We start from the raw sequence: 20,175 nt of genomic DNA, 5'->3' as shown, positions 1-20,175 counted from the left end.
GCCCTCCCCCGCCCCCTGTCGTCGCTGTCGCGTCGCCTCCGCCTCCCGGTGCGGCCTACCCGCCACCCGGCGTGAGCTTCTGACGCCACACGCGTTTTCCATCGCCTGGTTTTCCGCGCTCAACTGACGCGGCGCCCGGTCTGTGTCCGGCCTATTGATGGCCGGTCGTGATCTGCCTGACGACAGGTGCATTGCATGATTTCGCTCAACCGTTCCTCCCTGGCCGCCCTGGCCAGCACCTCCCTGTTCGTGCTGCTGTGGAGCAGCGCCGCCATCATCAGCAAGTGGGGCCTGGCCCATGCTTCGCCGATGGTCTTCCTCATCGCCCGCTTCGGCACCGCGCTGGTGGCTCTGCTGATCCTCTCGCCGCTGATCGGCCTGCGCTGGCCGCGCGAGCGCAAGCAGGTGCGCCACGCCGTGCTCACCGGCCTGGTGATGCTGGGCATCTACCCGATCTTCTACCTGATGGCGCTGGACCTGCACGTCACCCCCGGCGTCATCGCCACCGTTCTGGGCGTGCAGCCGATGCTGACCAGCTTTCTGCTCGAACGCCGGCATTCGGCGCCGCGACTGGGCGGCCTCGCGCTGGGGCTGATCGGGCTGGTGATGGTGGTCTACCAGAGCATCGGACTGTCAGGCCTGACCTTCGCCGGCCTGGCCTGCTGCCTGCTGGCGCTACTGTCGATCACCGGCGGCTCGATCCTGCAGAAGAACATCCGCGAGAACCCGCTGGGCACACTGCCCCTGCAGTACATGGCCGGGCTCGCGCTGTGCATTGGCGTCGCGCCCTTCCAGCCGCTGCATGTGGAGTGGAACGCCGCGTTCATCCTCAGTGCGCTGTGGATGGGCCTGATGGTCTCGGTGCTGGCCACCGTGCTGCTCTACCGGATGATCGCGGCGGGCAACCTGGTCAACGTCACCAGCCTGTTCTACCTGGTGCCGGCGGTCACGGCGCTGATGGATTACGCGGTGTTCGGCAATCGCCTGTCCGCCCTTGGCCTGCTGGGCATGGGGCTGATCGTGCTGGGCTTGATGCTGGTCTTCCGCCCGGCAGCCCCGGCCAGTGAATCCAAGTCGACACAGGCTGTGGATAACCGCTAGCCGGCCCCGAAAGACGCAGGCGAGGATCGCTCCTCGCCTGCGCTTCGCTCAGTTGGCTGCCTCGGCCTTCGGCTGCGGCGCCGGGCGCAGTACCAGCCACAGCGCCAGGGCAATCAGCACACCACCCTGCAGGTGCGCCCAGGAAAGCGACTCATCCAGCAGCAGCACGCCCCAGAACACACCGAACGGCGGAATCAGGAAGGTCACCGTCATGGTCTTCAGCGGGCCGATGCTGGCCAGCAGGCGGAAGTACAGGACGTAGGCGAAGGACGTGCAGAGGAAGCCCAGCCCGGCCAGCGCCAGCAGGATCTTCGGGTCGGCCAGCGGCGCCAGCGGCATGTCGAGGCTGGTACCGAGGAAGAACGGCAGCAGGCACAGGGTTGAGCCCATCTGGCTGCCCAGGGCAGAGACGGCGAAGTCCAGGCCGCCCTGGTCGTTGATCCAGCGCTTGGTGAAATACCCGGCGAAGCCGTAGCAGGTCGTCGCCACCAGGCAGGCGGCGGCGCCCCAGAGCACCTGGGCATCGAAGGGGACCGGGCCGGCGCGGGTCAGCACCGCTACGCCCGCCAACCCCAGCAGCACGCCGAGCGCCTTGCCGCCGGTGAGCGCCTCACCGAAGAACAGCGAACCGATCAGCACGCCCATCAGCGGCGTGGTGGCGTTGAAGATCGCCGAATACCCCGCCGGCAGGAACTGCGCCGCCAGGCTGTACATCAGCACCGGGATGCCAGAGGCGATCACGCCGATCAGCAGAAGACGCACCAGCTTGCCGCGGAAATCCCAGCGCGTGCGCAGGGCCAGCATGATCACCACCAGCCCGATGGCCGACAGCAGCACACGGAAGAACGCCGTCGGCATCACGCCGATGGCAGGCACCAGTTGGCGCATGAACAGGAAGCTGGCGCCCCAGATGGCGGCCAGCCCGAACATATTCAGCAGAGCAGCGGGATTCATCGCGAAAAGCTCCAGGGCAGGTAAGCCATCAGCCTACGCCGGCGGCAGACACCATCCATCCATAGCTGACTTTCAAAGTCCACTGTCAGATACGACGCAGGCGAGCCATGCTCAGCACGTCGGCGTAAACGCCGTCGCGCAGGGCGAATTCGCGCAGCGTTCCTTCCACCTCGAAACCGAACTTGCGGTACAGCGCGATGGCCGGCGCATTGTCGGTGTAGACGGTCAGCTCGACGCGACGCAGGCCCATCCAGTTGTCGGCGACGTCCATCAGTTCAGCCAGCAGCCGCGTGCCAACTCCGCGCCCCTGCCAGGCTACGGCGACACCCATGCCGATGCTGCCGCATTGGCTACGACGCACGCGGGGGAATTGTTCGAGGCTGGCACTGCCGATCACCTGGTCCTGGTGCATCGCCATCAGCGTGATGCGGCGCTCGTCTTCCAGCACCAGTCGCTTGCGCCACAGATCCGGCGCCTGGTGCGGCATCTGCAGCACCTGACGTGCCACCGCCGGATCGTTGTAGAGCGCCGCGAGGCCATTGATGTGCTGTTCCGTACAGCGCTCGATGCGAAAGTCTTCCATTGCGTGTCGGCTCCTTGCCGAAGGGGTTTCCAGGGCTCTTTATCCAAGAGCGTGGCCGGCCAGCATACGCGCTAATTTCACCGGAAAGCGCCACGATCCTCCGGCGAAATCGCCCTTTCCCTCACCGTTTCCCATGGCTAAGCTCGCTGCACCAGAACCCAGCAGAGGCGCTCCCATGGCTCATCACTGGCCGGCGACCGAGATTGCGACCCTGATCCTCGAAGGCTTCGACGACTACCGCGCGAAGTTCCACCAGATCACCGCCGGGGCGCCCGCGCGTTTCGAGCAGGCACAGTGGCAGGAAGCCCAGCGCGCCTCCGCCGAACGCATCGAACTGTACGAGGAAATGGTCGCCGAGACCGTGGGCAGACTGACCCGCGCCATGGCCGGCATCGACCTGGTGGACGTGGAGCGCTGGCCCATCGCCAAGAGTGCCTACATCACCCTGATCGACCCGCGCCTGGACGATGAGTTGGCGGAAACCTGGTTCAACTCGATCTTCTGCGGCCTGTTCAGCCACGACAACATCAGCGACGGCACGATGTTCGTGCACACGACCCGGCCCTCGCTGCGCGCCCATTCGCGTGATCCGCACACCCGTATCTACCGCCCCGGCGGCCAGCTGCGCCAGGCGCTGGAAAGCATCTTCGACGACTACCGTTTCGCCGTGGACTACGATGACCGCGAACGCGACCTGCAGCGCCTGGACAGCCTGCTGCACGCCAACCTGCCGGACTGGGTGTGCAAGGACCCGACTCTGACCATCGAACTGATCGGCTCGGTGTTCTACCGCAACAAGGGTGCCTACCTGGTCGGCCGCCTGTTCACCCCGGAAGAGCAGTGGCCGCTGGTGTTCCCGCTGGTGCACCACGAAGGGCGCGGCATCCAGTTCGACACGGTGATCACCGACGAGGCGGAAGTCTCGATCATCTTCTCCTTCACCCGCTCCTACTTCATGGTCGACGCGCCGGTGCCGGCGGAGATGGTCGCCTTCCTCAAGCGCCTGCTGCCGGGCAAGCACATCGCCGAGCTGTACACCTCCATCGGCTTCTACAAGCAGGGCAAGAGCGAGTTCTACCGCGCACTGATCAACCACCTGGCGACCACCGACGACCGCTTCGTCATGGCCCCCGGCGTGCGCGGCATGGTGATGAGCGTGTTCACCCTGCCGGGCTTCAACACCGTGTTCAAGATCATCAAGGACAACTTCAACCCGGCCAAGACCGTGGACCACGCCACAGTGATCCAGAAGTACCAGCTGGTGAAGAACCATGACCGCGTCGGGCGCCTGGCCGATACCCAGCAGTTCGCCGACTTCCGCTTCCCGGTACGCAAGTTCGACCCGGACTGCCTCGCCGAACTGCTGGACGTCGCGCCCTCCACCGTGATGCTCGAAGGCGACGTGGTGCTGATCCGTCACTGCTGGACCGAGCGCCGCATGACCCCGCTGAACATCTATCTGGAGCACGCCACGCCGGCGCAGGTGGAAGAAGCGCTGAAAGACTACGGCCTGGCGATCAAGCAACTGGCGGCGGCGAACATCTTCCCCGGCGACATGCTGCTGAAGAACTTCGGCGTCACCCGCCATGGCCGCGTGGTGTTCTACGACTACGACGAGATCTGCTACCTCACCGAAGTCCATTTCCGCCACATCCCGCCAGCGCGCTACGAGGAAGACGAGATGTCCTCCGAGCCCTGGTATTCGGTGGGGCCGATGGATGTGTTCCCGGAAGAGTTCCCGCGCTTCCTGTTCGTCGACCTGAAGCTGCGCCGGCAATTCGCCAAGCTGCACGGCAACCTGTTCGACGCGGATTACTGGAAGGGACTGCAGGAGCAGATTCGCGCGGGGAAAGTGATCGACGTGTTCCCCTACCGCCGCCACGAATCGCCGGAGGAAGCGCTGGCGCGCTAGGCCAAGTCAGGCGCGCTCCTGCTGGAGCGCGCCCTTATGAAAAACCGTCAGTTCCAGTGCCGCCGCGAGGCGCGACGGTTGTCCCCCAGGCCAACCAGGGCTGCCAGCGAAGCCATCAGCACCTCGGCGATCCACGCCAGCAGCAGCCCGCCGGCCAGCGCCCAGCCAATGGCCTCGGGCTCCAGCACCACCTGGTAGCGGTAGTTCTCGTAGGTTTCCTGCAGCAATTCATGGTTTGGCGCCGTCACCATGTGCAGGGCGCGCTGGTACCAGGGGCCCTGCAGGGCCTGCCATTCGTTCTCGAACAGCTGGGCACGGCGCATCAGGCGCTCGATGTTGTCGGCGTCACGCTGGAAGACCGGGTCGGCACTCCCGCGGTAATGCGCCACCAGGGCACTCAGGTCACCCTTGAAGAACTGCCCCGATGTGTCCTTGAAGCCCTGCAGCGCCTGAGTCGCCTCGATGCGATGGGCGTCGACGCGTTGCGCGTAATCCTTGATGAAGCCCGGCACCTGGACCGCGACCATCAGCCCCAGTGCAAACAGCACCATGCGTACGTAGCTGCGCAGCATTCTTTCCCCCTTCGTTCTTATGGATGTGCAAGGCGACGCCGGATTCTCCCGCTTGCCGCACCGGCATTCCGGGAATGCTTCACGTCCCGATCAGATGCGGCCCTGGGTGACGATCTCGCCACGCCACCAGAGCATCCATTCGCCGCCCTGCATCAGGGTCCAGTTTTCGTTGTCAGTCAACGGTTCGGTGGCGATCACCGTGACCACATCGTTGGGTGTGGTTTCCGACTGGAAGTCCACCGTGACGTCGGCATCGCGCAGGCGTGCCGGCCCGAATGGCGCGCGGCGGGTGATCCAGGCCAGCTTGGTGCTGCAGAAGGTAAACAGCCAGTCGCCGTCACTGAGCAGGCAGTTGAACACGCCCTTCTCGCGGTAGGAGGCGCAGGCGGTGACCAGGGTGGGCAGCAACACCTCCACCGGCACTGGCTCGGGGAAGGCACGGCGCACGCGGTTGAGCAGATCGCAGAAGGCTGCTTCGCTGTCGGTGTCGCCCACCGCGCGGTAGAGACCGGGCTCGGGATGGAAGTCGGCGAGCTGGCCGTTGTGGGCGAAGGTCCAGTAGCGCCCGCCCATTTCGCGCACGAACGGGTGGGTGTTGGACAGGCAGACCTTGCCGACGTTGGCCTGGCGGATGTGGCCGATCACCGCCTCGCTCTTGATCGGGTAGCGCTGCACCAGCCGCGCGACTTCCGAATCGACGCTGGCGGACGGGTCCTGGAACAGCCGCACACCGCGCCCTTCATAGAAGGCGATGCCCCAGCCGTCGCGGTGCGGGCCGGTGCCGCCGCCGCGCTGCATCAGCCCGGTGAAGCTGAAGACGATGTCCGTCGGGACGTTGGCGCTCATGCCGAGCAACTCGCACATGAATCAGTTCTCCTCCATCAGTGCCTCGCGCAGCTGATGCAGCTCGCGTTCCAGGCGATTCTGCATCCTTTTCCGCCCCAGCGGCAGGAACCGCGTGAGCACGCGCAGCAGCAAGGCCGGCAGGTCGTTCAGCTCACGCGGGATAAGGTGCAGATGAAAATGTTCGACGTGCTGGTTGGCCGCGGGGCCATCGTTCACCAGCAGGTTGATGCCGACCCGCCCGTAGCCGGCACGACGCAGCACGCGCTCCATGCGCTCGGCCAGCGGGATCAGGTCCTGCTGCGCCGCTTCGGATAGTTGGTGCAGGAAGGTCGCGTGCTCGCGGGCCACCAGCAGCAGGTGCGCGGGGCGCAGCGGGTAGATGTCCAGCAGCACGATGAAATGGTCGTCTTCGTAGAGGATACGGGCCGGCACGCGACCGGCCGCGATGGCGCAGAACACGCAGTCCATGGGAACTCCTCGAAAGGCCGTTCAGTTCATGCTGGACGCGTGCGGGGCAGGACGCAAGGTCGGTCTACAGGCGCGGTTCGATCCGCGCACGATTGTCGTGCCGCTCACTGGGGTGGGAGTTCACGCCTTCCACCAGTTCAGGCTGCATCAGCTGGCGCAGGGTCGGCTCGTCTTCCGCTTCCTTGTCCTGGCGGCGCTTCTTCAGCGAACGCTCCAGTGGCCAGCGGATCAGCACGACCAGCAGGTACAGGCCGAACGCGGCGAGCAGCACCAGGGCGAGGTCGGAGACGGCGCGCCAGGCGTTGTTGCCAACCTTGAACACCACGTCCAGCGCGGTAATGGCGATCGCCGGGGCGTACAGGTTGTTCGCCGGGTCCACCGGGGTCGGGGTGAACAGCAGGACGATGACGATCACCCGCAGGGGTTCGCGCAGCCAGCGCCACATCCAGCCGGTCATCAGGAACCAGACCAGGGTCAGGCCAAGGCCGGCGGCAATATAAGCGCCCCAGGCAAGCGTGTAATCGTGTTCGTTCATGCGCGTGCGTACGTGCGGTGTCGACAGAGGGGTGCGTATGATAGCTGCTTTTCCCCATGGGTGCGCAGCCGGGCGTCATCCATGCCGTCCCCGAGGAGCCGCCATGACCGACCGTCAGCCCCCCATCGCCCGCCGCGAAGCCGCCGCCGATCCCTATGCCTGGCTGGAAAACCGCGATGCCGAGGACGTCCTCGACTACCTGAAAGCAGAAAATGCCTACCTGGAAGATCGACTTCTTCCTCAGACGAAATTGCGCGAAACCCTGTTTCAGGAGATCAAGGGCCGCATCCGCGAGACCGACCTGTCGCTGCCCACGCCCTGGGGCCCCTGGCTCTACTACCAGCGCACCACCGCCGGCGACGAGTACCCGCGCCACTACCGCAGCCCGCGCCCGGCCGATGGTTCGCTGACCGTCGAGGAGAGCGCCGAGCAGTTGCTGCTCGACCCGAACGAGCTGGCCGGCGACGGCTTCCTGTCGGTCGGCGCTTTCAGCATCAGCCCCGATCATTCGAAGCTGGCCTACAGCCTGGATACCAGCGGCGACGAGATATACACCCTCTATGTGAAGGATCTGGCTGACGGCAGCGTCACCACCCTGCCCTTCGACGACTGCGATGGCAGCCTCACCTGGGCCAACGACAACCGCACCCTGTTCTTCGGCGAGCTGGACGATACCCACCGCCCGCACAAGCTCTATCGCCACTGCCTGGGCGAGAGCGGCGCACAGCTGATCTTCGAGGAGCCCGACGGGCGCTTCTTCCTCAACTGCTACCGCGCCAGCTCCGAGCGCCAGCTGATTCTGCTGCTGAACAGCAAGACCACTAGCGAAGCCTGGGTGCTGGACGCCAGTACGCCCGAGGGCAAGTTCGTCTGCCTGGCGCCGCGCGAGGAAGGCCACGAGTACTACCCGGACCACGGCCGTCTTGAGGATGACTGGGCCTGGCTGATCCGCAGCAACCAGACCGGCATCAACTTCGCCCTCTACCACGCCAGCGAAGCGCAGCCGACCCGCGCGCACTGGATCGAGCTGGTGGCGCACCGCGACGACGTGATGCTCGAAGGCCTGACCCTGAGCGCCAGCGCGCTCACCCTGAGCCTGCGCGAAGGCGGTCTGCCGATCGTCGAAGTCCACCCACACGGCCAGCCAGCGCACCGCGTCGATTTGCCGGACGCCGCCTACAACCTCTACGTGCAGGACAGCCTGGAGTTCGACAGCGCGGTGATCCGCCTGCGCTACGAGGCGCTCAACCGCCCGGCGCAGATCCGCCAGCTGGACCTCACCAGCGGCGAACAGAAAGTCCTCAAGCAGACCCCGGTGGAAGGCCCGTTCGACGCCGACGCCTACGAAAGCCGCCGCCTCTGGGCCGACGCTGCCGACGGCGTGCAGGTGCCGATCAGCCTGGTAGGCCGCCGCGAGGTGCTGGAAGACATCGCCCGCGGCAAGCCGGCGCCGCTCTACCTCTATGGCTACGGCGCCTACGGCGAGAGCCTCGACCCCTGGTTTTCCCATGCCCGCCTGAGCCTGCTGGAGCGCGGCTTCGTCTTCGCCATCGCCCACGTGCGCGGCGGCGGCGAACTGGGCGAAGCCTGGTACCGCGCCGGCAAGCTGGAGCACAAGCAGAACACCTTCAGCGACTTCATCGCCTGTGCCGAACACCTGCTCCGCCACGGCTACAGTACCCCGGCGCAGCTGGCGATCAGCGGCGGCAGCGCCGGCGGCCTGCTGATCGGCGCGGTGCTCAACCAGCGCCCGCAGCTGTTCGCCGCGGCCATCGCCGAAGTGCCCTTCGTCGATGTACTCAACAGCATGCTCAACCCCGACCTGCCGCTGACCGTCACCGAGTACGACGAGTGGGGCAACCCGCAGGAGCCGGAGGTCTACGCCCGCATCCGCGCCTATGCACCCTACGAGAACGTCAGCGCGCAGGACTACCCCGCCTTGCTGGTGGTCGCCGGCTACAACGACAGCCGCGTGCAGTACTGGGAAGCCGCCAAGTGGGTTGCCAAGCTGCGCGTCAGCAAGACCGACGAGCACCTGCTGCTGCTCAAGACCGACCTGGGCGCCGGCCACGGCGGCATGAGTGGCCGCTACCAGGGCCTGAAGGACGTGGCGCTGGAATACGCCTTCCTGTTCAAGGTGCTGGGCATCGAAGGCAACGCTTGATGCTCTACACCTGCCCCTGCTGCGGCTACTTCAGTTTCGGCGACCCTCCGGGGTCGTACGAAATCTGCGAGATCTGCTTCTGGGAAGACGACCACCTGCAGCTCTGCTTCCCCGACGCGCGCGGTGGCGCCAACGCCGTGAGCCTGATCGAGGCGCAGGTCAACTACGTGCAGTGGGGCGCCTGCGAAAGGCGCTTCCACGCCAAGGTGCGCCCGGCCACTATCGATGACGTGAAGGACGACCGCTGGTTCCCGCTGTGGGAAAAACGCGTGGAGCTACCGGACGAAGAAGCTCCGCTGAACGGCGAGGAAGCCTGCTACTGGCTACGCACGCCGGCCTGAATACCCCTCAGCGTCGGCTGCTGACAGCCAGGCCGACGCCCATGGCGACGATCAGCCCGCCCGAGGCCGTCTGCTGCCAGCGCCGCCAGGTCGGGTTGCTGCCCACGCGATGACCGACCCGTCCGGCGACCACCGAGACCACGGCGTTCACCAGGCAACCACCGAGGTTGAACAGCAGACCGAGGCAGAGAATCTGCAGCACGAAGTTCGGGCTGCCAGCGGGCACGAACTGCGGCAGGAAGGCGAGGAAGAACAGCGCCACCTTGGGGTTGAACACGTTGACCAGCATGCCCTGCAGGAACACCCGGCTCAGGCGCGCGGGCTCGAGCTCGGTGCGTCTCTGCTCGCGCCAGGCGCCACGGACCAGCTGCACGCCGAGCCAGACCAGGTAGAGCGCGCCCAGCCACTTGAGCACACCGAAAGCCACGCTGGACATCATCAGCAGCGCCGAAAGGCCGAACGCCGCGGCCAGCATGTGCACCACGCAGCCGGCACCGATCCCGAGGGTCGACATCAGGCCCGCCGCCGTGCCTTGTGCAGCCGAACGCGAGGCGACATAGAGCATGTCCGGCCCGGGCGTGAGGTTGAGCGCGAGGGTGGCGATGAAGAACAGGCTGAGGCTTTCGAGGCTGGGCATGGCGCGGCTCCGGGACGGCAGACGCGCAGCATGCCACGGGGGCCGCTGCTGACGGAAGGATCAGCCAGCGCGGAAGATCAGGTGCTCTTCCCAGTCGTCCTCGGGCACCGAACCCTCGGCGAGCATGCGCCCGGACTGGGAGATGCGTTCATGGTGCACCGCGTCCGGATCGCCGCAGACGAGGTGGTGCCACAGCGGCAGGTCCTTGCCCTCGGACACCAGGCGGTAGCCGCAGGTCGGCGGCAGCCACTGGAACTCGTCGGCCTGGGCCGGGGTGAGCTGGATGCAGTCCGGGACGCTGGCGCGGCGGTTGGCGTAGTCGGTGCAGCGGCAGGTCTTCAGGTCCAGCAGCTTGCAGGCGATGCGCGTGTAGTAGACGGTGCCGTCGTCCTCGTCTTCCAGCTTCTGCAGACAGCACAGGCCGCAGCCGTCGCACAGCGACTCCCACTCTTCCTGATCGAGCTGGTCGAGGGTCTTGCGTTTCCAGAAGGGTTCGACTTTGGCGGCCATTTTTTAGTCAGGGGCAATTTCACGGGGCGCAAAGTCTAAGCCCGTCGTGCGCGCAGGCCAAGCGCAGGCGACCATTGACCGCGCAGCGCTTGCCAGAGCGGGCCGCGCTGGTTAGTTTGATCGCCCCACGGGCCCGCTCCGCCTGCCTTCTGCCAGCGCCGCGCGACCCGCCAACCGCCCGACCCCACCGCGATGCCCGGCCGACCACGGCACCATCGGCAGATTCCACGCCCTTCAAGGAGCCACCATGAGCGCCAACCCTCGCGTTTCCGAGCACCCGATCGACCCGCAGTTCATCAATCGCTGGTCGCCCCGCGCCTTCAGCGGCGAAGCCATTCCCGAAGCGACCCTGCTGAGCTTCATCGAGGCCGCGCGCTGGGCGCCGTCCTCCTTCAACTCGCAGCCCTGGCGCTTCCTCTTCGCCCTGCGCGACACGCCGAACTGGCAGCGTTACCTGAACCTGCTGGGCGAGTTCAACCGCGGCTGGGCGCAGCACGCCTCGGCGCTGGTGGTGGTGCTGTCCAAGACCACCTTCGCCCCGCCCGGCTCCAGCGAGGAGAAGCCCGCCCTGTGGCACAGCTTCGACACGGGCTCCGCCTGGGGCTTCCTCGCCCTGCAGGCGAGCCTGGCGGGCTGGCACACCCACGGCATGGCCGGCTTCGACCGCGAACTGGCGCGCACCGAGCTGAAGGTCCCGGCGGACCATGAAATCCACGCGGTGATCGCCATCGGCAAGCTGGGCGACAAGTCGATCCTCGCCGAGAGCCTGCAGGCCCGCGAAGTGCCCAATGCCCGCCGCCCGCTGGCGGAAATCGTGGCCGAGGGTGACTTCTCGCTCTGACGGGCAATACCCCTTGCAGGAGCGCGCCATGCGCGCGATCGCGGGCATGGCCCGCTCCTACAGGTTGACTGCGGAGTGCCCCGGTTCGCGAGCAGTAACTAGGCGTCCCCCTCGCTCCAACAGAAAAGCCCAAAGAAAAAGGCCCCGAATGGGGCCTTTTTCATGTCCGCAGCGGTCAGTAACCGCGGGAGAAATCCACCTCGCCGCGCATGGCCTGCCCCGCCCAGAAGCGCGTGAGGTTGTCGCGAAACAGGTCGATCAGCAGGCTCGGTAGCGTCGGCGCAGCGGTATGCCCGGTCAGCAGCAGGCGCGGCGTGTGCCAGAACGGGTGCGAAGTCGGCAGCGGCTCCTGGCGGCAGACATCGATCACCGCACCGGCCAGTTGGTTGGCTTCCAGCGCTGCTACCAGGTCCTCATCCACCACCGAAGTGCCACGCCCGGCGTTGAGGAACAGCGCGGTGGGCTTCATCCGCTGGAACAGCGCGAGGTTGAAGATATCCGCGGTTTCCGGCGTGTCGGGCAGCAGGTTGATCACGTAGTCGGCGGTCTCGGCCAGGCGCGGCAGGTCATCCAGCCCGCCCATGCGCCCGAAGGGCACCAGCGAACGCGGGTTCTTCGCCACGCCAACCAGTTCCACGCCGAAGGGCGCCAGCATGTGCGCCACGGCCTGGCCGATCTCGCCGGTGCCGACGATGAGGATCTGCCGGCCACTCAGGCTGCCGGGCGCGCGGTCGTCCCACTGTACACCGACCTGGCTAGCCAGGCGGCCGAGGAACTGACGTTCGTGGGCGAGCATGTAGGTGAGCAGGTATTCGGTCATGACCTGGCCGAAGATGCCGACGGCGCGGGTCAGGGCGTAATCCTTGGGGAGGTCGTCGGCCAGCAGCGGGGTGATGCCCGCCCAGCTGGACTGGATCCATACCGGGTGCACGCCCTGGCGCAACAGTTGCGCCGCCAGGGTGGGCTCGCCGAGCCACACGGGGCATTCGGCCGCCGCTTCCACCAGGGTGTCGGGGTTGTTGCCGGAGATCACCGTCAACCGGGGCTCGGCCGCCATCAGCAGGGCGGCGTAGAGGGCGTGTTCGCGATCGAGTACGAGCAGGCGCATGGTCAGGCCTTTCGCTTCGAACGGTGGAGTATTTCCGGCTGGCGCATCTGGACTCGCTTCAAGGGAGCTTCCCTGGGGAAATCGTCGTCAGTTCTAGGGAAGTCAGGCGGCTATAGACACAGCCAGAGACCAAGCGTTCCGCTCCGTTGAACCCTTTTTACCCCTGCATAATGCGCTCAGGCCGCATATTTGCACAGTGCCAGCACTGGGCGAATACGCGGCCTGAAGGGAGTGACGATGCGGTCCGGATCAGACCGGGTCGTTCCGGCGCAGCAATTCCTCAGGGAGGTGCTGGATGTACTCCTCCTCCGCCGGCGGCATCTGCAGGTGGAAACCTTGTTTCTCGATGTTTTCCAGCACCACGTTGATGTCTTCCCGGGCCAGCTGGCGCTCGGGGCTCAGCACCAGATCGAAGGCGTGCTGCGGCGCGCCGAAGGCGACCAGCAGCGCCTCGGGCACGCGGCTGAGGGCTTCGCGCTTGTCGACGTACAGGTACATCTCGTTCTTGCGCGGACTCTTGTAGATGGAGCAGATGCGTTTCATATCGGTGCTTTCCGCGTTATTCGGCAGTAGGGGCAGCCAGGCTGTCCAGTAGGGCCTGCCCCATCAGCTCGCGGCGCCAGCCTTGCAGCGAATCGGGCAGTTGGTAGGGGCCGTTGGGCCAACCGGTCTTGAGCAGGGCTTCGAGGATTTTCTTGCGCAGCATCAGCTCGGGCGCCATCTCCAGACGCTCGGCTTCCTTCTGGCCGACTTCACGCAGCTTCTTCAGCACCGGTGTGATCTCTCGCGGCAGCGGCTCGGGCAGGGTCTGCGGCCAGGCGGCTTCGGGCAGCTTCGCCGCGTGGGCCATCAGTGCGATCAGGGTGTCGCCGTCCTGGCGCACGGTGCGCGGGTGCATGTCGTCGATGCGCGCCAGGGCGACCTTGTCGGCCGGCTGGAAGCGCGCCAGTGGCCACAGGGTGTGCTCGCGCAGAATGTGGTTGCGCGGCTTGTTGCGCAACCGCGCCTGCTCCTCGCGCCAGACGCACAGTTCGCGTAGCACGGCCAGTTGCTGGCGACCCAGCTTCCACGCCAGCTTGACGTCGAGGTAGGCCTCCTGCGGGTCACTGACGCGGCTCTGGTTGCTGGTCAGGTCGGTGCCGTCAGCCAGCAGCCACTGCAGCTTCTCGTCGCTCAGGCGCGGGGCGAGCTTCACGTAGACCTCGGCCAGGTGCTGCACGTCCTCGGCCGCATAGCGCACCTGCATGTCGGTCAGCGGACGCTGCAGCCAGTCGGAGCGGGTTTCGTCCTTGGGCAGGTCGAGGCCGAGGATTTCCAGCACCAGCTTGGAATACCCCATGGAATGCGGCATGCCCAGGTAGGCGGCGGCCAGCTGGGTGTCGAACAGCGGCTGCGGCAGGCTGCCGGTCAGGCGCTGGAAGACTTCCAGGTCCTCGCCGCAGGCATGGAACACCTTGACCACCACCGGCGACTCCAGCACGGCAGCGAACGGCGACCAGTCGCGGATCAGCAGCGGGTCGATCAGCCACACGCCGCTGCCGTCGCCCACCTGCACCAGCCCGGCAGCCGGGTAGAAGGTATCGACACGCATGAACTCGGTATCGAGCGCGAGGTAAGGCAGTTCTTTCCAGTCCTGGCACTTGCGCTCCAGGGTGGCATCGTCGCGAATCCACTGAATGTCGAGGACAGTCACGAACATCTCCTTCGTTTCGGTGCGCGCAGTATATAGAGATGCATGATGTGCGAGCATTCCACTCGGCCATCGGTCTGTGACAACTGCATGGCAATCTCTACGCTTTGCCCCGCCCACAACAACAAGAAGGCAGCTTGCGCATGAAAAAGCTTCTCGGACTGGTCGTCCTGCTGGCCGTAGCCGTCGCGGTCTACCTGGCGCTCACGCCCAGCCCCATCGACCCGCTGGCCTGGACGCCGCCCAAGGCGCCACCGATGACCGGCGTGATGGAACCCAACGACACCCTGATGAAAGCCGAACTGCTCGCCCAGGGCCAGATCGTCGGCCCGGAGGACACCGCCGTGGATAGCCAGGGCCGGGTTTTCGCCGGGCTGGATGACGGGCGCATCGTGCGCATCGGCGCCGACGGCAAGGCCGAGACCTTCGTCGAGACCGGCGGCCGCCCCCTGGGCCTGGCGTTCGACAAGAGCGGCAAGCTGATCGTCGCCGACGCCTGGAAGGGACTGCTGGAGATCGACCCGCAGGGCAAGATCCGCGTGCTGACCGATTCGGCCGACGGCGTTCCCTTCGCCTTCACCGACGACCTGGACATCGCCAGCGATGGCCGCATCTATTTCAGCGACGCGTCCAGCCGCTTCCACCAGCCCGACTACATCCTCGACCTGCTCGAAGCCCGCCCTCACGGTCGCCTGCTGCGTTACGACCCGGCCACCGGCAAGACCGAAACGCTGCTCAAGGACCTGTACTTCGCCAATGGCGTGGCGCTGTCGCAGAACGAGGACTTCGTGCTGGTCAACGAGACCTACCGCTACCGCATCACCCGTTACTGGCTCAAGGGCGAGAAGGCCGGGCAGCACGAGGTCTTCATCGACAACCTGCCCGGCCTGCCGGACAACCTTGCCAGCGACCGCAGCGGCACCTTCTGGGTTGCCCTGCCCTCGCCGCGCAAGGCCGACGCCGACATGATCCAGCAGATGCCCTGGCTGAAACGCCAGCTCACCAAGCTGCCGCGCGCCGTGCTACCCAAGCCGGTGCCCTACGGCCTGGTGATCCAGGTGAACGAGAAAGGCGAGATCGTGCGCAGCCTGCATGACACCAGCGGCCAGCACCTGCGCATGGTGACTTCGGCCAAGCCGGTGAACGGCGTGCTTTACCTGGGCAGCCTGGAGAACGACCGCATCGGCCGGCTGCCGATCCACTGAAAGGCGCCGGCTCCCGGGACGCTTCAGGCCGGCGTCTGCTCCTTCAGGGCAGGCGCCGGTGCAGGCGCGGCAGCGGGTTCCAGCAGCTCCAGCATGCGTTCGCGCACCTCGCCCATCAGCGCATCGACGCCGCGCTCGGTGAACCGGGTGGAATCGATCGGCGCACCGACATGCACCTCTACCGGCATGCCGAGGTTCAGCTTGAGGCCGCCGGCCGGCAGCAGTTGCTGGATGCCGCGGATCGCCACCGGGACGATGATCGCGTCGGTCTGCTGAGCCAGGCGGAAGCAGCCCTTCTTGAACGGCTGCAGCTTGCCATCCTTGGAGCGCGTGCCCTCGGGCGCGGCCCAGAGGACGATGCCGCTCTCCATCATTTCCCGCGCCTTCGCCAGGTCAGCCATGGCCTGGTGGCGGTTGTGCCGGTCGATGGACGGGAACTCCGCCGCGCGCATCGCCGCGCCCCAGACCGGCACGGCGAACAGCTCGCGCTTGGCGAGCATGCGGATCGATCCGGGCATGGTCACGAAGATCGCCGGGATGTCGTAGAAGCTGGAATGGGTGCAGAGGATCATGTAGCGACGGCCGTCGCCGAAGTCCGGCACCTCCCCATGGCGACTCATGCGCGCGCCGGTCAGGCGTAGCAGGCTGCCGGACCAGTCGCGGGTAAAACCGTCGACCTTGGCGCGGCGCAACCGGCCGATGGCTCCCAGTGTCAGGACCCGGACGCTGTAGCCCAGGGTAATCAGAACGGTCGCCAGTCCCACCAGGGCGACGCGCAGCGGGCCCGCCTTGCGCGGTGCCGATTGCTGGTCGTGCATGTTCGCCAACTCCCACCAACTTTTCATCGTACAAGCCTTATGATGCGCCCAAGCCCCGTCACGACACAGGAACGCGCCCATGACCCAAGCCCGCCTGCTCACGCCCGAGCAACTGGCCGCCCGCCTCGATGACCCGAGTCTCGTCCTGCTCGACTGCCGTTTCGCCCTCGAAGACCCGGCCTACGGCGCGCGCAGCTACCTGGAGAACCACATCCCCGGCGCGCACTTCGCCGACCTCAACCGGGACCTTTCCTCCCCGGTGATTCCGGGCGTCACGGGGCGCCATCCGCTGCCCGATCCGCAGCATCTGCAGGAACACCTGCGTGCCTGGGGCCTGAACGCCGACAGTGAAGTGGTGCTGTATGACGACGGCCCCGGCGCCTTCGCCGCCCGCGCCTGGTGGCTGTTGCTGTGGCTGGGCAAGAGCGAGGGCGTGTACCTGCTCGACGGCGGCCTGACCGCCTGGCGCAACGCCGGCCTGCGCCTGACGACCGCCGAAACACCGCTGCGCCCCGGCGACTTCAAGGGTGAGCCGGACAACAGCCTGCTGATCAGCGCCGGCGAACTGGCCGCGAAACTCGGCGGGGCCGAACTGCCGCTGATCGATGCCCGCGGCCTGCCGCGTTTCCGTGGCGAGGTCGAACCCATCGACCCGGTCGCCGGGCACATTCCCGGCGCCCAGTGCGCCGCCTTCACCGACAACCTCGGCAACGACGGCCGCTTCCTGCGCCCGGAACACCTGCACCAGCGCTTCGCCGGCCTGCTGCGCGGACGCCCGGCCGAAGACCTGGTGGCCTACTGCGGCTCCGGCGTCACCGCCTGCCACAACCTGTTCGCCCTGAGCCTGGCAGGCTACCCGCTGGGTCGCCTGTATGCCGGTTCCTGGAGCGAATGGATCACCGATGCCCGCCGCCCGGTGGCAAAAGGCGACTGACCTCCCCGCTCTGGCGGAAAAAACGGAAGGCGCTTCACACCGGCGCCTCCCGTTCCTATGGATAGGTGTCAGGGCATCGGTCAGACTCGTGCCCATTCTTCAAAGGAGTGATCCCATGCCTTCGCGCATCCGCCAAACCCTGCTCGCCAGCCTGCTGCTGGGCCTGTGCAGCACCACCCCGCTCTATGCCGTCGCGCTGGAAGCAACGCCCTGCGCCATCCAGGACCAGTGGTCCGACCTCTACGGCGAGGACCTGGTGAAAGCGGCCAAGGCCGGCCACGCCAGCGCCCAGTACACCCTGGGTCTGGAGTACGACTCCGGCAGTGACGAGTACGACCAGGACTACGAGAAAGCCGCCTACTGGTACGAAAAAGCCGCCAGGCAGGGCCACGCCTGCGCCCAGTACAACCTCGGCAACGCCTACGACAATGGCGATGGCGTAGAGCAGGACTCGACCAAGGCGGTGTACTGGTACCAGAAGGCCGTCGACCAGGGCGACAAGGATGCCCAGTACAACCTCGCGATCATGTACGAGAACGGCACCGGCGTGACCCGCAGCTACAAGAAGGCCTTCGCCCTCTATCTGCTGTCCGCCGAACAGGGCGACGTGGACGCCGAGTACGAGGTGGGCGAAAGCTACGCCAAGGGTCGCGGCGTGGCGAAGAACCCCGCACAGGCCCGCGCCTGGTACCAGAAGGCGGCGGACCAGGGCCACGAAGAGGCCGAGGAAAAGCTCTCTGCGATGCCGGAGTTACCACCGAGCATCTAATCGCCAGAAGGAATATGAAGGAAAGCTGCGCCGACCAAACAGTTTAAAAACAGGCCTTTACATCATCTTCATCGCACTACACTTCAATTCGAGCGGCTAAGTCCGCTTCCGGCGGGGCCGAGGATAATCATCAGAAGCTGCCAAGACGCCCAGCCCCGCCGGTCATTGATGACGAGGATGTCATGGGAATCGCCGCGAATGATCTTTGCCAGTATGTGATTCGCCCTACCCTTCACTATCTGGGGCGTCACAGTGTCGCGGCCGAATCGCTGCTGCTGGGGGCAGCGGCCTGTCAGTCGGCGCTGGGGAGCGCCCTCGATGACAGCCATGGTCACGGGCTGTATCGCATTGGTGAACAGCGGCACCAGACGCTCTGGGATGGATTCCTGGCGCTGGACCCCGAGCTGGCCAGCCGCGTGCGAGGGCTGGCCAGCCAGCATGCCTTCCTCGACGCACCGCACCTCGAACTCACGGTCAACCTGCGCTACAGCACAGCCATTGCCTGGATGCTGGTGGAGGCGGAACAACTGCCCCTACCGCTGGCGGACGACCCTATGGAGCTGGCACGCGTGTGGCGCCAGGTTTTCCACCCTCACGGACGCCTCCACGACTTCGTCGACGCCTGGCACAGCTACGTCGGAAATTTCAGTCGGGTCGCCTGAACATCCCTCATCCAGATGGTGACCGATCGGTCAGAAATTATTTACATACAGCGACGAACGGACATCACTCAGATGGAACGCTCGTTTGAGCCCCGAAGCCCAAGGTAGAGCGCCTGCCGACCACTACCCAAGACCCGGGAATCTTGGTAGCTTGCGCGCCGATAAACACAGGAGTTGCTCTTACAATGAAAACAACATGGCTCAAGACCACCCTCGCACTGACCATTAGCGCTGCCTCCGCTCAGGTGCTTGCCAACGGCATCGCCATCAACGAGCAGAGCGCCAGCGGCGCCGGTACCGCCTACGCGGGCCGCGCTTCCTCGGCATTGGACGCCAGCACCATCTACGGCAACCCTGCCGGCATTTCCAAGCTCAAGCGAACTGAAGTCAGCGGCGGTCTGGCCGTGGTGTCCGCCAAGGACGACATCAGCGACGCCCACAGCTCTGCCTCGGGCTCCAACAAGGGTGACTCCGTCCCGGTTGCTGCCGTTCCCTTCGGCTACTTCTCCACCCCGCTGGACGACAAGGTCAGCATCGGCCTGGGCGTCTATGTGCCCTACGGCATCATCAACGACTACGAAAGTGGCTTCCAGGGCCGTTCCCACGGTTCCTACAGCAAGGTCCAGGTGATCACCGTCCAGCCGACCATCAGCTACAAGTTCAACGACGTGGTGGCGGTCGGCTTCGGTCCGACCATCAACCGCATCGACGGCAAGCTGGAGAACTACCTGAACACCGGCGCGCTGAACGGCGCCCTGGGTGGCAACGGCGGCGACACCAAGATCAGCATCAAGGGCGATGACACTGCCACCGGATTCAACGTCGGCCTGCTGATCACCCCCACTGACAGCACCTCCATCGGCGCCACCTACCACTCCAAGGTGAAGTACGAGCTCGAAGGCCACACCACCGTGTCCAACTCGCCTGCCGGCCTGTTCGACTCGCGCATGGACGCCAGCCTGGACATCACCCTGCCCGAGTCCCTGGACCTGTCCATCACCCAGAAGCTGGATGACCGCTGGACCGTCTACGGTGGCACCACCTGGACGCGCTGGAGCCGTCTGAAGTCCATCGAGGTACAGAACACCGGCGCCCCGCTGGCCGCGTTCGACACCATCGGCGAAGACCTGAGCTGGCACGACACCTGGTCCGCCGCGATCGGTACCTCCTACCAGTTCAACGACCAGTGGGTCCTGCGTACCGGCTTCGCCTACGATCCGTCGCCGACCACCAACGAGCACCGCACCGTGCGTATCCCGGTGGGCGATCGCAAGATCTTCACCCTGGGCGCCGGCTACTCGCCGAACGCCGACATGACCTTCGACGTGGCCTACGCCTACCTGTGGGAATCCACCGCCGGCGTAAACCAGCCGGACGGTCAGGAACTGTCGGGCCTGCAACTGCAGCCGGCCTACAGCGCCAAGTACGACAACAGCGCCCACGGCCTGACCGCGCAGATGACCTATCGCTTCTGATAGCTTCTGCGGCATGAAAAAGCCGGGCAGATTCCCGGCTTTTTCATGCC

The 20,175-nt window shown here is 65.9% G+C and carries 22 protein-coding genes; 10 read left to right on the top strand and 12 right to left on the bottom strand.

Going from position 1 to position 20,175, the window contains the following annotated elements:
• Window positions 1–195: 195 nt before the first annotated feature.
• Window positions 196–1,101, top strand: coding sequence for a DMT family transporter (locus tag IB273_RS11980; RefSeq protein ID WP_151187903.1), 906 nt, complete (start codon window positions 196–198; stop codon window positions 1,099–1,101).
• 48 nt (window positions 1,102–1,149) lie between these two features.
• Here the strand turns inward: IB273_RS11980 and IB273_RS11975 are convergent, their stop codons facing one another.
• Window positions 1,150–2,055, bottom strand: coding sequence for a DMT family transporter (locus IB273_RS11975; protein WP_192224150.1), 906 nt, complete (start codon window positions 2,053–2,055; stop codon window positions 1,150–1,152).
• Window positions 2,056–2,140: 85 nt separating this feature from the next.
• On the bottom strand, window positions 2,141–2,638 hold the full coding sequence (locus IB273_RS11970) for a GNAT family N-acetyltransferase (RefSeq protein ID WP_192224149.1): 498 nt from the start codon (window positions 2,636–2,638) through the stop codon (window positions 2,141–2,143).
• Between the two features lie 175 nt (window positions 2,639–2,813).
• Here IB273_RS11970 and aceK point away from each other — a divergent pair, with 175 nt between their 5' ends.
• Entirely contained in the window at window positions 2,814–4,550 is a 1,737-nt protein-coding gene (gene aceK / locus IB273_RS11965) for a bifunctional isocitrate dehydrogenase kinase/phosphatase (protein WP_151187905.1), read from the top strand.
• Window positions 4,551–4,597: 47 nt separating this feature from the next.
• Here the strand turns inward: aceK and IB273_RS11960 are convergent, their stop codons facing one another.
• From IB273_RS11960 to IB273_RS11945, 4 genes are all read right to left on the bottom strand, one after another.
• Window positions 4,598–5,122 carry a DUF2937 family protein gene (locus tag IB273_RS11960; RefSeq protein ID WP_081520314.1) on the bottom strand — a complete coding sequence of 175 codons (525 nt, stop codon included), beginning with the start codon at window positions 5,120–5,122 and terminating at the stop codon, window positions 4,598–4,600.
• A 90-nt stretch (window positions 5,123–5,212) separates the two neighbouring features.
• On the bottom strand, window positions 5,213–5,986 hold the full coding sequence (locus IB273_RS11955) for a class II glutamine amidotransferase (protein WP_045212370.1): 774 nt from the start codon (window positions 5,984–5,986) through the stop codon (window positions 5,213–5,215).
• 3 nt (window positions 5,987–5,989) lie between these two features.
• The gene (locus IB273_RS11950) at window positions 5,990–6,436 is read right to left on the bottom strand and encodes an HIT family protein (RefSeq protein ID WP_081520313.1); all 447 of its coding nucleotides are present in this window, start codon (window positions 6,434–6,436) and stop codon (window positions 5,990–5,992) included.
• 64 nt (window positions 6,437–6,500) lie between these two features.
• Window positions 6,501–6,971, bottom strand: coding sequence for an MFS transporter (locus tag IB273_RS11945; RefSeq protein WP_192224148.1), 471 nt, complete (start codon window positions 6,969–6,971; stop codon window positions 6,501–6,503).
• A gap of 103 nt (window positions 6,972–7,074) precedes the next feature.
• On the opposite strand from IB273_RS11945, the gene IB273_RS11940 reads away from it, so the two are divergent.
• Window positions 7,075–9,135 carry a S9 family peptidase gene (locus tag IB273_RS11940; protein WP_192224147.1) on the top strand — a complete coding sequence of 687 codons (2,061 nt, stop codon included), beginning with the start codon at window positions 7,075–7,077 and terminating at the stop codon, window positions 9,133–9,135.
• On the top strand, window positions 9,135–9,476 hold the full coding sequence (locus IB273_RS31610; protein WP_192224146.1) for a CPCC family cysteine-rich protein: 342 nt from the start codon (window positions 9,135–9,137) through the stop codon (window positions 9,474–9,476). The genes IB273_RS11940 and IB273_RS31610 overlap by 1 nt, the downstream gene beginning before the upstream one ends.
• Window positions 9,477–9,483: 7 nt before the next feature.
• Here the strand turns inward: IB273_RS31610 and IB273_RS11930 are convergent, their stop codons facing one another.
• Together IB273_RS11930 and IB273_RS11925 are read right to left on the bottom strand one after the other, a co-directional pair.
• The gene (locus IB273_RS11930) at window positions 9,484–10,113 is read right to left on the bottom strand and encodes a LysE family translocator (RefSeq protein ID WP_192224145.1); all 630 of its coding nucleotides are present in this window, start codon (window positions 10,111–10,113) and stop codon (window positions 9,484–9,486) included.
• A gap of 60 nt (window positions 10,114–10,173) precedes the next feature.
• Complete coding sequence (locus IB273_RS11925) at window positions 10,174–10,623, bottom strand: YcgN family cysteine cluster protein (RefSeq protein WP_081520308.1); 450 nt, start codon at window positions 10,621–10,623, stop codon at window positions 10,174–10,176.
• A gap of 247 nt (window positions 10,624–10,870) precedes the next feature.
• Here IB273_RS11925 and IB273_RS11920 point away from each other — a divergent pair, with 247 nt between their 5' ends.
• A complete protein-coding gene (locus tag IB273_RS11920) occupies window positions 10,871–11,464 on the top strand; it encodes a nitroreductase family protein (protein WP_081520307.1) in 594 nt (197 codons plus the stop codon).
• A gap of 175 nt (window positions 11,465–11,639) precedes the next feature.
• Here IB273_RS11920 and IB273_RS11915 read toward each other — a convergent pair whose 3' ends face one another.
• The 3 genes from IB273_RS11915 to rnd form a co-directional block, all read right to left on the bottom strand.
• Entirely contained in the window at window positions 11,640–12,572 is a 933-nt protein-coding gene (locus tag IB273_RS11915) for a D-2-hydroxyacid dehydrogenase (RefSeq protein WP_081520306.1), read from the bottom strand.
• A gap of 249 nt (window positions 12,573–12,821) precedes the next feature.
• On the bottom strand, window positions 12,822–13,115 hold the full coding sequence (locus tag IB273_RS11910) for a YcgL domain-containing protein (protein WP_045212389.1): 294 nt from the start codon (window positions 13,113–13,115) through the stop codon (window positions 12,822–12,824).
• A 16-nt stretch (window positions 13,116–13,131) separates the two neighbouring features.
• Window positions 13,132–14,271, bottom strand: coding sequence for a ribonuclease D (gene rnd, locus IB273_RS11905; protein ID WP_192224144.1), 1,140 nt, complete (start codon window positions 14,269–14,271; stop codon window positions 13,132–13,134).
• Between the two features lie 134 nt (window positions 14,272–14,405).
• Here rnd and IB273_RS11900 point away from each other — a divergent pair, with 134 nt between their 5' ends.
• Window positions 14,406–15,467 (top strand): SMP-30/gluconolactonase/LRE family protein, encoded by a 1,062-nt coding sequence (locus IB273_RS11900; protein WP_081520304.1) that lies wholly within the window; start codon window positions 14,406–14,408, stop codon window positions 15,465–15,467.
• Window positions 15,468–15,490: 23 nt separating this feature from the next.
• On the opposite strand, the gene IB273_RS11895 is transcribed toward IB273_RS11900, so the two are convergent.
• Window positions 15,491–16,285 (bottom strand): lysophospholipid acyltransferase family protein, encoded by a 795-nt coding sequence (locus tag IB273_RS11895; RefSeq protein WP_192224143.1) that lies wholly within the window; start codon window positions 16,283–16,285, stop codon window positions 15,491–15,493.
• A gap of 79 nt (window positions 16,286–16,364) precedes the next feature.
• On the opposite strand from IB273_RS11895, the gene IB273_RS11890 reads away from it, so the two are divergent.
• From IB273_RS11890 to IB273_RS11875, 4 genes are all read left to right on the top strand, one after another.
• Window positions 16,365–17,219 (top strand): sulfurtransferase, encoded by an 855-nt coding sequence (locus IB273_RS11890; protein WP_192224142.1) that lies wholly within the window; start codon window positions 16,365–16,367, stop codon window positions 17,217–17,219.
• Window positions 17,220–17,334: 115 nt separating this feature from the next.
• Window positions 17,335–17,988, top strand: a complete 654-nt coding sequence (locus tag IB273_RS11885) for a tetratricopeptide repeat protein (RefSeq protein ID WP_081520301.1) — start codon at window positions 17,335–17,337, stop codon at window positions 17,986–17,988.
• Between the two features lie 182 nt (window positions 17,989–18,170).
• A complete protein-coding gene (locus IB273_RS11880; RefSeq protein WP_192224141.1) occupies window positions 18,171–18,650 on the top strand; it encodes a hypothetical protein in 480 nt (159 codons plus the stop codon).
• A 185-nt stretch (window positions 18,651–18,835) separates the two neighbouring features.
• The gene (locus tag IB273_RS11875; RefSeq protein ID WP_192224140.1) at window positions 18,836–20,125 is read left to right on the top strand and encodes an outer membrane protein transport protein; all 1,290 of its coding nucleotides are present in this window, start codon (window positions 18,836–18,838) and stop codon (window positions 20,123–20,125) included.
• Window positions 20,126–20,175 lie beyond the last annotated feature (50 nt).

The organism is Pseudomonas sp. PDM19 (assembly GCF_014852215.1).
Classification (GTDB): Bacteria; Pseudomonadota; Gammaproteobacteria; order Pseudomonadales; family Pseudomonadaceae; genus Pseudomonas.
The sequence above is the reverse complement of the archived record's forward strand: the minus strand, read 5'-3'. Positions and strand labels throughout refer to the sequence as shown.